At 62.1% G+C, this 12,450-nt stretch carries 14 protein-coding genes and 1 pseudogene; 5 read left to right on the top strand and 10 right to left on the bottom strand.

All coding sequences use genetic code 11. From position 1 onward, the window contains the following. Positions 1-124: 124 nt before the first annotated feature. Positions 125-1,342 carry an argininosuccinate synthase gene (locus ACNFG0_RS07845; protein ID WP_013973956.1) on the top strand — a complete coding sequence of 406 codons (1,218 nt, stop codon included), beginning with the start codon at positions 125-127 and terminating at the stop codon, positions 1,340-1,342. Positions 1,343-1,581: 239 nt separating this feature from the next. Here ACNFG0_RS07845 and ACNFG0_RS07840 read toward each other — a convergent pair whose 3' ends face one another. After that, complete coding sequence (locus ACNFG0_RS07840) at positions 1,582-2,043, bottom strand: hypothetical protein (RefSeq protein ID WP_416764408.1); 462 nt, start codon at positions 2,041-2,043, stop codon at positions 1,582-1,584. A gap of 364 nt (positions 2,044-2,407) precedes the next feature. Here ACNFG0_RS07840 and ACNFG0_RS07835 point away from each other — a divergent pair, with 364 nt between their 5' ends. Next, on the top strand, positions 2,408-3,040 hold the full coding sequence (locus tag ACNFG0_RS07835) for a response regulator transcription factor (RefSeq protein WP_196144230.1): 633 nt from the start codon (positions 2,408-2,410) through the stop codon (positions 3,038-3,040). A 42-nt stretch (positions 3,041-3,082) separates the two neighbouring features. On the opposite strand, the gene ACNFG0_RS07830 is transcribed toward ACNFG0_RS07835, so the two are convergent. From ACNFG0_RS07830 to metG, 8 genes and pseudogenes are all read right to left on the bottom strand, one after another. After that, positions 3,083-3,259 carry a PA3496 family putative envelope integrity protein gene (locus ACNFG0_RS07830; RefSeq protein ID WP_196144229.1) on the bottom strand — a complete coding sequence of 59 codons (177 nt, stop codon included), beginning with the start codon at positions 3,257-3,259 and terminating at the stop codon, positions 3,083-3,085. A 104-nt stretch (positions 3,260-3,363) separates the two neighbouring features. Next, the gene (gene nth / locus ACNFG0_RS07825) at positions 3,364-4,002 is read right to left on the bottom strand and encodes an endonuclease III (RefSeq protein ID WP_196144228.1); all 639 of its coding nucleotides are present in this window, start codon (positions 4,000-4,002) and stop codon (positions 3,364-3,366) included. Positions 4,003-4,006: 4 nt separating this feature from the next. Then, on the bottom strand, positions 4,007-4,531 hold the full coding sequence (locus ACNFG0_RS07820; RefSeq protein WP_416764407.1) for an Rnf-Nqr domain containing protein: 525 nt from the start codon (positions 4,529-4,531) through the stop codon (positions 4,007-4,009). Next, positions 4,524-5,126 carry an RnfABCDGE type electron transport complex subunit G gene (locus ACNFG0_RS07815; RefSeq protein ID WP_416764406.1) on the bottom strand — a complete coding sequence of 201 codons (603 nt, stop codon included), beginning with the start codon at positions 5,124-5,126 and terminating at the stop codon, positions 4,524-4,526. Before ACNFG0_RS07815 ends, ACNFG0_RS07820 begins: the two co-directional genes overlap by 8 nt. Beyond that, positions 5,123-6,094 (bottom strand): RnfABCDGE type electron transport complex subunit D, encoded by a 972-nt coding sequence (locus ACNFG0_RS07810; protein ID WP_416764405.1) that lies wholly within the window; start codon positions 6,092-6,094, stop codon positions 5,123-5,125. Before ACNFG0_RS07810 ends, ACNFG0_RS07815 begins: the two co-directional genes overlap by 4 nt. Before the next feature lie 4 nt (positions 6,095-6,098). Then, positions 6,099-6,926, bottom strand: a pseudogene (locus tag ACNFG0_RS07805) (RnfABCDGE type electron transport complex subunit B); the annotation flags it as partial. Next, complete coding sequence (locus ACNFG0_RS07800) at positions 6,923-7,465, bottom strand: Rnf-Nqr domain containing protein (RefSeq protein WP_416764404.1); 543 nt, start codon at positions 7,463-7,465, stop codon at positions 6,923-6,925. The pseudogene ACNFG0_RS07805 and the gene ACNFG0_RS07800, both read right to left, overlap by 4 nt. Before the next feature lie 90 nt (positions 7,466-7,555). Continuing rightward, the gene (gene metG, locus ACNFG0_RS07795; RefSeq protein WP_416764403.1) at positions 7,556-9,595 is read right to left on the bottom strand and encodes a methionine--tRNA ligase; all 2,040 of its coding nucleotides are present in this window, start codon (positions 9,593-9,595) and stop codon (positions 7,556-7,558) included. Between the two features lie 158 nt (positions 9,596-9,753). On the opposite strand from metG, the gene apbC reads away from it, so the two are divergent. After that, the gene (apbC, locus tag ACNFG0_RS07790) at positions 9,754-10,848 is read left to right on the top strand and encodes an iron-sulfur cluster carrier protein ApbC (RefSeq protein ID WP_084856048.1); all 1,095 of its coding nucleotides are present in this window, start codon (positions 9,754-9,756) and stop codon (positions 10,846-10,848) included. A gap of 159 nt (positions 10,849-11,007) precedes the next feature. Here the strand turns inward: apbC and ACNFG0_RS07785 are convergent, their stop codons facing one another. After that, entirely contained in the window at positions 11,008-11,217 is a 210-nt protein-coding gene (locus ACNFG0_RS07785) for a cold-shock protein (protein ID WP_003254922.1), read from the bottom strand. 330 nt (positions 11,218-11,547) lie between these two features. On the opposite strand from ACNFG0_RS07785, the gene dcd reads away from it, so the two are divergent. Both dcd and ACNFG0_RS07775 read left to right on the top strand, forming a co-directional pair. Then, positions 11,548-12,114, top strand: coding sequence for a dCTP deaminase (dcd, locus tag ACNFG0_RS07780; RefSeq protein WP_043213075.1), 567 nt, complete (start codon positions 11,548-11,550; stop codon positions 12,112-12,114). Between the two features lie 97 nt (positions 12,115-12,211). Beyond that, positions 12,212-12,442, top strand: coding sequence for a hypothetical protein (locus ACNFG0_RS07775; RefSeq protein WP_084856050.1), 231 nt, complete (start codon positions 12,212-12,214; stop codon positions 12,440-12,442). Positions 12,443-12,450: the final 8 nt, after the last annotated feature.

The following is a 12,450-nucleotide window of genomic DNA, read 5'->3' as shown; positions in this document are numbered from 1 at the left end:
AGGCGATAGTCGCGCTCTTGACTGTTCCTGTCGCTTTGTCATCACAAGCTGTCGCCCCATTGTAAATATTTCAGTGGGGCCGGTAGAATCAACCGCTTTCCGTACAACCCCGTGGAGTGATGGCATGGCGGACGTAAAAAAGGTCGTACTGGCGTATTCCGGCGGCCTTGATACTTCGGTGATTCTCAAGTGGCTGCAGGATACCTATAACTGCGAAGTGGTGACCTTCACCGCTGACCTGGGTCAGGGCGAAGAGGTCGAGCCGGCCCGCGCCAAGGCACAGGCAATGGGCGTCAAAGAGATCTACATCGACGACCTGCGCGAAGAATTCGTGCGCGATTTCGTGTTCCCGATGTTCCGCGCCAACACCGTCTACGAAGGTGAGTACCTGCTGGGTACTTCCATCGCCCGTCCGCTGATTGCCAAGCGTCTGATCGAAATCGCCAACGAAACCGGTGCCGATGCCATTTCCCACGGCGCGACCGGCAAGGGCAACGACCAGGTACGTTTCGAACTGGGTGCCTACGCCCTGAAACCAGGCGTCAAGGTCATCGCCCCGTGGCGTGAGTGGGACCTGCTGTCCCGCGAGAAGCTGATGGATTACGCCGAGAAGCACGGCATCCCGATCGAGCGTCACGGCAAGAAGAAGTCGCCGTACTCGATGGACGCCAACCTGCTGCACATTTCCTATGAAGGCGGCGTCCTGGAAGATACCTGGACCGAGCACGAGGAAGACATGTGGCGCTGGAGCGTCTCCCCGGAGAACGCCCCGGACCAGGCTACCTACATCGAGCTCACCTACCGCAACGGTGATATCGTCGCCATCGACGGCGTCGAGAAGACCCCGGCTACCGTTTTGGCCGACCTGAACCGCATCGGTGGCGCCAACGGTATCGGTCGCCTCGACATCGTCGAGAACCGTTACGTCGGCATGAAGTCCCGTGGCTGCTATGAGACTCCAGGCGGCACCATCATGCTCAAGGCCCACCGTGCCATCGAGTCGATCACCCTGGACCGTGAAGTCGCTCACCTGAAAGATGAGCTGATGCCCAAGTACGCCAGCCTGATCTACACCGGCTACTGGTGGAGCCCGGAGCGTCTGATGCTGCAGCAGATGATCGACGCCTCGCAGGTCAACGTGAACGGCGTGGTCCGCCTGAAACTGTACAAGGGCAACGTCACTGTTGTCGGTCGCAAGTCGGACGACTCGCTGTTCGATGCCAACATCGCGACCTTCGAGGAAGACGGCGGCGCCTACAACCAGGCCGATGCCGCGGGCTTCATCAAGCTCAATGCCCTGCGCATGCGTATTGCCGCCAACAAGGGCCGCTCGCTGCTCTGACCCTGGCGAGGGCACCCTGAAAAACCCGGCCTTGTGGCTAATGCCGGTCAGTTAAGCCTTATCGGCTGCACTTGGGGCTGCTACGCAGCCCATCGCGGCACAAGGCCGCTCCTACAGGATCACGTGACCTTGCCAATGGCGGGTTGCCTGTAGGAGCGGCCTTGTGCCGCGATGGGGCGCGTAGCGGCCCCAATTGCTTTACTGACCGGCATTAGACCTTGGGCCGGGTTTTTTCTTTCTTACTGGTCGATCGTCTCGTCGGGTGCGCTCAGCGCCTCGACCGATAGCTTGATGCGAATACCGGTATCGAGGTTGTCGAGCACCCAGCGGCGAGCGTGGAGGGGAGGGCGAGAGAGGGTACGCAATACATGCTGCTCGATCATTTTGCGCGTGTCGGGCCCTGAAAGCGTGATGATCATGGTCGGCGTGCTCGACTTGTCCACGGGCGGGGTGGTGGGCGTTTGGGCGTCGGTTTTGTTCCGGCCGGCGGTTCTGGTGGGCTGGTACAGGGAGTGGTAGTTGAAATTCAGGGTCAGGAAAAACAGCATGGTCAGGAAGAATGGAAAGCCCACCAGGAACCAGGTGTAGGTCTTCTGACTGTTCTCACTGAGAAAAGGCAGGGAAGCCAGGGCGGAGGCTTCGATGATGCCTGCGAATATGGCGATGATCGCCAAGGGACTGATGGATTCTGTCTGCTGCATGGTGTTTCGCCCGCAAATAGTTGCATATCTCTCGCCTGTTTTCGTGGCCGGCTGAAGATAGAGATATTTCCCTTGGACGCCATGAAATAACCATTGTCACTTTTTCGGGTTATTCGGAAACGGAATTAATCATTCTGGCTCTTCGCGTGTCTGCGTCTAAGAAGTAATTATTTATTCTTATTAATTTTTTGCATTACATGTACGGAATGCAAAATTTTATAAAGGGCCGCCTTGTAGGAAAGGTCCGAAATTGATGTAGGTCTCGTCTTTAGGTGGTCATATGCCGCAATCCGTCGCGCCATGGAGGGGCGTGCTCGGTTATCGTGGTGGCTCGGAGCAAGAATAATGAATCAATGGATATCGCATGAATAAAGTGCTTATCGTGGATGATCATCCGGTTATTCGTCTGGCTGTACGCATGCTGATGGAGCGGCATGGGTATGAGGTCGTGGCGGAAACCGACAACGGTGTGGATGCCTTGCAGTTGATCCGTGAATATCAACCCGACATTGTGGTGTTGGATATAGGCATTCCAAAACTTGATGGACTGGAAGTCATCGGCCGATTATCGGGCCTCAGCCCGGCCAGCAAGGTGCTGGTCCTGACTTCGCAGGCAGCAGGGCATTTCTCCATGCGTTGCATGCAGGCGGGCGCGGCGGGTTATGTGTGCAAGCAGCAGGACCTGACCGAGCTGCTCAGCGCGATCAAGGCGGTGCTGTCCGGGTACAGTTATTTTCCCAACCAGGCCCTGCACAAGGCGCGTGGTTGTGCCAAGGGGGGCACCGAGGAGGAGATGGTCCAGCGCCTTTCCGGCAGGGAGGTCATGGTGTTGAAGGAGCTGGCCAGTGGCAAGAGCAACAAGGAAATCGCCACCAGCATGTTCCTCAGTAACAAGACGGTCAGTACTTACAAGACACGCCTGCTGCTCAAGCTCAATGCCCGTTCACTGGTCGATCTCATCGAGCTTGCCCAGCGCCACGGCTTGTCGCGTCCCTGAAACAGGAAAGCCTCCGCAAGGGAGGCTTTCAGACTAGGCGGACTACAGGTCGTAGTCGAAGTCGGCAAGTTGTTTCTGCAGACGCCGTTCCTCGAGGAGATTATCGATGGTACGGCGTTTGCTCAGGTTGGTCTTCGCTGTTTCCACCTGGGGCTCGATATCGTCTTCCGAGGTGGCAAATTCATCGTCGATCGACAGCTCGTCTTTATCGGTGCTCATGAGTTACTCCAAGCCAAGGGGCCATTGGCCGTCCTTATAGCGAGAAACCTGATTCCGGTAAAAAAGATTTTTTCAATCGTATACAACCATTTCCCTCTGTTGTCTCAATCGTCAGAGGTCTTCTGTTTGTACTCGCACAGGTCCTCGATACGGCAGGCGCCACAACGGGGTTTGCGCGCCTGGCATACATAACGCCCATGCAGGATCAACCAATGGTGGGCGTCGAGCAGGTAATCCTTGGGTACGAACTTGAGCAGCTTCTTTTCCACCTCCAACACCGTCTTGCCAGGCGCGATGCCGGTTCGGTTGCTGACGCGGAAGATATGGGTGTCGACGGCCATGGCCGGTTGGCGGAACGCGGTGTTGAGCACGACGTTCGCAGTCTTGCGGCCAACACCAGGCAGTGCCTCGAGGGCTTCGCGGGTCTGGGGCACTTCGCCGCCGTGGCGTTCGATCAGCAGGCGGCAGGTCTCGATGACGTTCTTGGCCTTGCTGTTGTAGAGGCCTATGGTCCTGATGTATTCGCTCAGCCCATCGACACCCAGGGCATGGATGGCCTGCGGCGTGTTGGCCACGGGGTACAGCCTTGCAGTGGCCTTGTTCACCCCCACATCCGTCGCCTGGGCCGACAGGATGACGGCGATGAGCAATTCGAAAGGAGTGGTGTAGGCCAGTTCGGTCTTCGGGTCGGGGTTGTCTTCGTGCAGCCTGCGAAAAATCTCCAGGCGTTTGGCGGCATTCATGGGCTCAAAGGCTTCCTTGACGACGTGAGGGGGCTGGCCCCGGACGCAGGCGATTGTACAGCGCCAGCAAGCCGCCGAGCAGCATCAATCCACCCGGCGCCAGGCTTGCCAGATGCACGCCGACCCCGGCAGCCAACCCTTGCCGACAGGCGCCAAGCAATACGCACAGCATCAGCAGGCCGCCCAGGAAAACGCCCAGCCGACGCCAGCCAAGCCCGTCAGGCCACAGCTGATCCGCCATCAGGCATTGGATGCAGAGCAGGGCGGGATAGTGACCGAGTGCAAGGGCCAGCGGTAGAGCCAAGGCCTCTAGACCCAGCTGCAGGCTGCTGGCAAGCGCTGCGAGCAGCAACAGGCTGGCCAGCAGGCGCCAGGGGCCAGCGAGCCAATGGCGCAGCGGTATCAGCAACGCCTGGTGCAGGCCTATGAGCACCACGGCGCACAACCCAATGGCAATGGCCTGTGCCAAGGTCGAGGTGGCGCCTGCCAGGGGAATCACGCTGATCCCAGGCAGCCAGAATCTATTCATCGGTACGTGCCTCCAGCAGGGTGGTGCGGTGGGCATCGAAATAGCGCAGGGCATCCTGCAAGGCGTCGATCACCGCACGGGACGTGACGGTGGCTCCGGCTAATTGGTCGTAGTCGCCGTGGTCGCGCTTGATGGCCCAGGCGCCGGCCTGCGTGCGGCCTGCGAACTGGCCCAGCCAATGAACCCGGGGATCGACCAATTGGTCCCCGAGGCCAGGGCTTTCCTGCTGCTCCAGAACCTGGATTCCGACCAGGCGCCCGGTTGGGTCGATGGCGATCGCCAGAACAATCGGCCCCGCGTACCCCTGTGCCTGGCTGTGCAGCAGCACAGCGCTCGGCTTGCCGCCCAGGGTTGCCCTGTAGCCGGCCAGCAGCCGGCTATGGGGCAGGTGCGTGTCGGCCAGTGTCAGGGGCGCTTGCAAGGGCTGGTTGTCGAAGCTACCGGCAGGCAGTGCCTGTAACCAGTGTAGGTTGCGCAACTGTCGCTCGGCCTCGAGGCGGGTTGGCGCTGTCCAGTGCCGCCAGGCCAGGGTGCTGGCCAGCGAAAAGAGGCCGATCAGCACCAGCAGCAAGGCATTGCGCGCCGCCCGGTTCATGCACTGGCCTGCGAACGGCGTGCCGCCAGGCGTTCCAGCGCGGGTACGGCAAGGTTCATCAAGAGGATGGCGAACGCCGTGCCGTCGGGGTAGCTGCCCCAGGTGCGGATCAGGTAGATCAGCAAGCCCGCGCCGAAGCCGAACGCCAGGCGGGCCAAGGCGCTACGGGGAGCGGATACCGGTTCGGTGGCGATGAAGAACGCCGCCAGCATGGTCGAGCCGGAGAACAGGTGCAACAGCGGCGAGCCGTTGGAGTCGGAGCCCGAGCCGTTCCAACACAGCAGGCTGAACACGAACAGGCCCGCCAGCAGGCCTGCTGGGGCATGCCAGGCGATGACCTTGCGCTGCCAGAGGAACAGGCCGCCAAGCAGGAAAGCCAGATTCACCCATTCGCTACCGCGCCCGCCGATCGCGCCGAAGCCTGGGTGTTGGGCGAACAGTTCTTCGAGGGTCAGGCTGCGGTTGTGGCGCAGCCCGTCCAGCGCCGTCGGAATGGCCCAGGCGTCGACGTGCGCTGGTGTGCCGAACAGATGTTGCGCACTCTCCATCAAGCCAGCCGGCTGGCCTGGCCATTGGTTCATCTGCAGGGGGAAACTCAGTAGGACGAAGGCATAGCCGACCATTGCCGGGTTGAACAGGTTGCGCCCGACGCCACCGAAGGCTTGCTTGCCTATGGCGATGGCCACGCTCGTGGCGACGACCGGCAACCACCACGGTGCCAGGCTGGGCAGGGCTGCGGCCAGCAGCACGGCGCTGACCAGTGCGCTGCCGTCACTCAACATCGGCAACGGCGATTGGCCGCGCAGGGCCAGCAGCAGGGCTTCACAGGCCAGGGCGGTGCTGGCACAGAGCAACAGGTTGAACAGCACACCCCAGCCATGCAGCCAGAGCAGGGTCAGCAAGCCGGGGGCGCAGGCCAGCAGCACCAAGCCCATGGCATTGCGCAGCCGCGGGTCAGGCGCTGGCATGGCCCGGCTCGGCCAGCAGGGCGTCAAGGCGTCGCTGGGCCTGCTCGGCCGCCTCTTGCAGATGACGCAGTTGCTCGAGCTGGGCTTCGCTCGGTGCGTTGCCAAACGCACTGCGGGCCTTGCTCAACTGGGCGCGGCTCATGGCGGCAGCGATCTTCGCCTGCTTCAAGGCGGCGTCGCTGCTGGCGGCTTTTTGCGCCTTGACCCGTTCGATGGCCGCCTTGATCGGATCTGGCGCGGCATCGCTGTTGCCTGCCGTAGGGCCGACCGGGCGCTGGTTGCGCGCCAATCGCTCGGCCTGACGACGTGCTTCATCGCGTTGCAGCCGGGCATTGCGTTGTTCGTGGCGACGGCGCGCGTGGTCGCGGCGTTGGGTGCGCGCGGCCTGCTGTAGCGGCGTCTGGGCCAGCCCGCCAACGATCGGGATGAGGGTGTCCGGCAAGGGCAGCAGGTCGATGCAGTCGACCGGGCAGGGCGCCAGGCACAGGTCGCAGCCCGTGCATTCACTGGCGATGACCGTATGCATCAGCTTCGCGGCGCCGACGATGGCGTCCACCGGGCAAGCCTGGATGCATTTGGTGCAGCCAATGCACTCGGCCTCGCGGATATAGGCCACCTGGGGCGGTGCGCTGCCCCTGCTCGGGTCGAGGTCGATGATCGGGGTCTCGAGCAGGCGAGCCAGCGCGGCGATCGTTTCTGCGCCGCCCGGTGGGCATTTGTTGATCGCTTCGCCAGCGGCCAGCCCTTGGGCATAGGGCCGGCAACCGGCGTGGCCGCATTTGCCGCACTGGGTTTGTGGAAGCAGGGCGTCGATGCGTTGAATCAGGCTCATTGTGTGAATAATCCGTTGAAACCGGAGAACGCCATGGCCATCACGCCGGCGCCGATCAGTGCGATGGGCAGGCCGCGTAGGGCAATGGGCATGTCGTCGTGGTCCGTACGTTGGCGCAGGTCGTCGAACAAGGCCAGGGCAAGCCAGAAGCCCAGCCCCCCGGCCAGGCCGCTGCCGAGTGACGGCAGCCATTGGCCGAGCGAGCCCGGCTGCAATAGCAAGCCTAGCACCAGGGTGTTGCCCAGTAGCAGAGGCGGCAGGTTGTCCATCCTCCAGGCGGGGTGCAGTTGCCCGAGCAGCCTGGGCAGGCCCAAGGCCAGCAGTGCCAGCAAGGGCAGCAGCACGAATAACTGCAGGTCCTGTACTTGCAGGATAAACATCAGGTCCTGCAGCAGTTGCCCGACGATCAGGCCCAACATGACCGCCAGGGCGCTGCAAGCGCCGAGTACGTGAAGCTGCACCCGGGAAATCGGTGACTGTTGCAGGATCAGGTGATTGACCAGCGCAGCGCTGACCAGTACCAGGACGTAGTCGCTCATGGGAAGGCCGATGGCTGGGAGCTGCCGACAGTATGGCACGCGACGGCGGATGGAAATGCCCCGGCCGAGGGCCGGGGCAAGGAGCGCTGCTTACTTGATGCGCTGGCCTGGCTTGGCGCCGCTGTCGGGGCTCAGCAGGTAGATTTCCTCACCGCCAGGGCCCGCCGCCATGACCATGCCTTCGGACATGCCGAAACGCATTTTTCGTGGCTTGAGGTTGGCCACCATCATGGTCAGACGGCCTTCGAGCTTGGCCGGGTCTGGGTAGGCTGACTTGATGCCGGAGAATACGTTGCGGCGTTCGTCGCCGATGTCCAGGGTCAGGCGCAGCAGCTTGTCGGCGCCCTCGACCGCCTCGGCCTTGACGATCAGCGCCACGCGCAGGTCGACCGCAGCAAAGGTATCGAACTCGACCTCCGGCGACAGCGGGTCCTTGGCCAGTTCGCCATTGCCAGCCGGGGCTGCAGCCTCGGCGGCGGCAAGGTCTTCCTTGCTGGCGGCGACCATGGCTTCGATCCTGGCCGGTTCGATACGGCTCATCAGCGCCTTGAACGGGTTGAGCGTGTGGTTTTCCAGGCGCGACAGGTGGTCGCTCCAAGTCAGCGGTGCGACATTGAGGAAGGCCTCGGCGTCGGCAGCCAGCACCGGCAGCACCGGCTTGAGGAAGATCACCAACTGGCGGAACAGGTTGATGCCCTGGGCACAAATGGCCTGGACCTCGTCCTGCTTACCTTCCTGCTTGGCCAGCGACCACGGTGCCTTGTCGGCGATCCAGGCGTTGGCGCGGTCGGCCAGGGCCATGATTTCACGCATGGCGCGGGCGAAGTCGCGGTTTTCGTAGGCATCGGCGATGGACGGTGCGGCGGCCAGGAACGCTTCGCTCAGCTCGGGAGCGGCATCGCCGCCTACCAGGACACCTGCATTGCCCTTGTGGACGAAGCCTGCACAGCGGCTAGCGATGTTGACCACCTTGCCGACCAGGTCAGAGTTGACCTTCTGCACGAAGTCGTCGAGGTTCAGGTCCAGGTCATCGACGCCACGGCCCAGCTTGGAGGCGTAGTAGTAGCGCAGGTATTCCGGCTGCAGGTGGTCCAGGTAGGTACGCGCCTTGATGAAGGTGCCGCGCGACTTGGACATCTTGGCGCCGTTGACCGTCAGGTAGCCGTGCACGTTGATGGCGGTCGGCTTGCGGAAGCCCGCGCCTTCGAGCATGGCTGGCCAGAACAGGGCGTGGAAGTTGACGATGTCCTTGCCGATGAAGTGATACAGCTCGGCCTTGGAGTCTTCTTTCCAGAACGCGTCGAAGTCCAGTTCCGGACGGCGTGCGCACAGGTTCTTGAAGCTGGCCATGTAGCCGATCGGCGCATCCAGCCATACGTAGAAGTACTTGCCCGGCTCGCCCGGGATCTCGAAGCCGAAGTACGGCGCGTCGCGGGAGATGTCCCACTCCTGCAGGCCCGAGTCCAGCCACTCGGCCAGCTTGTTGGCGACGGCGTCCTGCAGGGTACCGCTGCGGGTCCACTGCTGCAGCATCGCCTGGAAATCAGGCAGCTTGAAGAAGAAGTGCTGGGAGTCGCGCAGCTCCGGCGTGGCACCGGAAATGGCCGACTTGGGGTTCTTCAGCTCGGTGGGTGCGTAGGTGGCACCGCATTTTTCGCAGTTGTCGCCGTACTGGTCTTCGGCCGCGCACTTGGGGCAGGTGCCCTTGATGAAGCGGTCGGCCAGGAACATGCCCTTCTCGGGGTCGTAGTACTGGGTGACCGAACGGGTGGCAATGTGCCCTGCTTCACGCAGGCGGGTGTAGATCAGGCTCGACAGCTCGCGGTTTTCTTCGCAGTGGGTCGAGTGGAAGTTGTCGAAATCGACCAGGAAATCGGCGAAGTCGCTGCTGTGTTCGGCCTGGACGTTGGCGATCAGCTGTTCCGGGGTGATGCCTTCCTTCTCGGCGCGCAGCATGATGGCCGAGCCGTGGGCGTCGTCGGCACAGACATAGATGCACTGGTTGCCGCGCAGCTTCTGGAAGCGAACCCACATGTCCGTCTGGATGTACTCGAGCATATGGCCAAGGTGGATGGAACCATTGGCATAGGGCAGGGCGCTGGTGACGAGAATCTGGCGTGGCTCGGACATGGTGGCTTGGCTACTTGATCTGGCAACGGGATGGAAAATGAAGAAGATCGGCCACTATAAAGGGCTGGCGAATATATTTCACCCCAAGGACGCATCTGCTGACGATTGACGGTTAGCATAGGCGCCTGTTCCATATTCGTTTGCCATTGGGAGTGTCCATGAGTGCCGTCACACATGCCGCCGTCGAAGGCGTGCTTCGCCAGTACACCGACCCCTACCTGAACCAGGACCCGGTCAGCGCCGGTTGCGTGCGCGCCATCGACATCCAGGGCGGGCAGGTCAACGTACGCTTGCAACTGGGCTATGCCGCCGGTTTGTTCAAGAACGGCTGGGCGCAGGTGCTGGGCACCGCCATCGAAAACCTCGACGGCGTGAGCGCGGCTACGGTTTCGATCGACTGCGTGGTCGGTACCCACAAGGGCCAGGCCCAGGTGCCGGCCATGGCCAACGTCAAGAACATCATCGCCGTGGCGTCGGGCAAGGGCGGTGTCGGCAAGTCCACCACCGCCGCCAACCTGGCCCTGGCCCTCGCCCGCGAGGGTGCCCGGGTGGGTATCCTCGATGCCGATATCTACGGCCCGAGCCAGGGCGTGATGTTCGGCATCGCCGAGGGCACCCGGCCGCAGGTGCGCGAGCAGAAGTGGTTCGTGCCGATCAAGGCCCATGGGGTGGAAGTCATGTCCATGGCCTTTCTCACCGATGACAACACACCGATGGTCTGGCGTGGCCCGATGGTCTCCGGCGCGCTGTTGCAACTGGTGACCCAGACCGCCTGGGACGACCTCGACTATTTGGTGATCGACATGCCGCCGGGCACCGGCGACATCCAGCTGACCCTGGCGCAAAAGGTGCCGGTGGCCGGCTCGGTGATCGTCACCACCCCGCAGGACCTGGCCCTGCTGGATGCGAAAAAGGGTGTGGAGATGTTCCGCAAGGTCAACATCCCGGTACTGGGCGTGGTCGAGAACATGGCCGTGCACATCTGCTCGAACTGCGGCCATGCCGAGCACCTGTTCGGCGAAGGGGGGGGCCAGAAGCTTGCCGCCCAGTATGGGGTCGAGCTGCTGGCTTCCCTGCCACTGTCGATGTTGATCCGCGAGCAGGCCGACAACGGCAAGCCGACGGCCATCGCCGAGCCGGAAAGCCAGATCGCCATGATCTACCAGGAGCTGGCCCGCCAGGTGGGGGCGCGCATCGTGTTGCAGGAAGCGGCGGCGCCGGCGATGCCGAACATCACCATTAGCGAAGATTGACGCCCGCTCCGGTTTTTCGTGTTCTTGCTGATAGCCAGGGGCCGCTGCGCGGCCCTTTCGCGGCGCGAGGCCGCTCCTACAGGGAGAGCGCCGGCATTCGGTCAGGCATAAAAAAACCCGCCAGAGGCGGGTTTTTTTGAAAGCGAGGAAGCAATCGACTTAGGCGATTTGAACTTCTTCAGCCTGCATGCCTTTCTGGCCGCGGGTAGCGACGAAAGTAACAGCCTGGCCTTCTTTCAGGGTTTTGAAGCCGTCAGCCTGGATGGCTTTGAAGTGTACGAACAGGTCGTCACCCGACTGAGGGGTGATGAAGCCGTAGCCCTTCTCATCGTTGAACCACTTGACAACACCGGATTGGCGATTGGACATGTTTCTGTCTCCTTGGACAAAGTAGATTTCGGCACAGGAAACGCCCTGGCCGGGACTGAGCGCAAAGAGAGCAGAAAATTCAGCGATGGGCCGATTGGAATCGTGCATCAAACTAGAGATTCTCGGTGTCACGTGCAGCACAGTGGCGCCACCTTAACCCACTTTCCCCGACCTGCCAATGGTCAATGACGGCTTTGTCGAAATTCGGATCGACGGCGGCTGCAACTCCCGTCCGGCGAGGGATTGCGGGATGGAACTTTGCCACAGGCGCCGGGACCGGTAAGATGCGCGTCTCGTTTTTCACCTTGCACTCTTCAGGACACTCCCGCCATGAGCATCAAATCGGACAAGTGGATTCGCCGCATGGCGCAGGAACACGGCATGATCGAACCGTTCGTCGAGCGCCAAGTGCGCGGCGGCGAAGACAGCCGGGTCATTTCCTTCGGCGTCTCCAGCTACGGCTACGACGTGCGTTGCGCCGACGAATTCAAGGTGTTCACCAACATCAATTCGGCCACCGTCGACCCGAAGAATTTCGATGCCGGCAGCTTCGTCGATGTCAAGAGCGACGTGTGCATCATCCCGCCGAACTCCTTCGCCCTGGCCCGCACCGTCGAATACTTCCGCATTCCGCGCAACGTATTGACCATCTGCCTGGGCAAGAGCACCTACGCCCGCTGCGGCATCATCGTCAACGTCACCCCGCTGGAACCGGAGTGGGAGGGCCACGTGACCCTGGAGTTCTCCAACACCACCACCCTGCCGGCCAAGATCTACGCCAATGAAGGCGTGGCGCAGATGCTCTTCCTCGAGTCCGATGAAGAATGCGAAGTGTCCTACAAGGATCGTGGCGGCAAGTACCAGGGCCAGCGCGGCGTCACCCTGCCGCGCACCTGAGGCGACGAGCGCGGGGAATTCCTCGCGCTCCAGGCACTCCAATGCTCAGAACGGTCCGGTGCGCATGACGCGCATCGGCTATCGCCAGGAGCAGCCAATGAAACTCCATCCCGCTATCAGCGCGAAGCTGGCCGTCCTCCAGCCCAACCAGATCGGGTTGCTGGCATGGTCCCTGCTGGCGCATCCCCCCACGCCAGTGCAGGCCGGTGGTGTGCCCCACCAGCCAGACCCTGATACCCCACAACCCCCCGAACCAGGCGAATCACCCCCTATGGAGCCGGGCGAGCCCACCTTGCCGGACGAGCCGCCTCCCTCGCCGGTGGCCTGAAGGCCACG

Origin of the sequence: Pseudomonas sp. NY15372, assembly GCF_048068215.1 — a bacterium.
Classification (GTDB): domain Bacteria; phylum Pseudomonadota; class Gammaproteobacteria; order Pseudomonadales; family Pseudomonadaceae; genus Aquipseudomonas; species Aquipseudomonas guariconensis_A.
The sequence above is the reverse complement of the archived record's forward strand: the minus strand, read 5'-3'. Positions and strand labels throughout refer to the sequence as shown.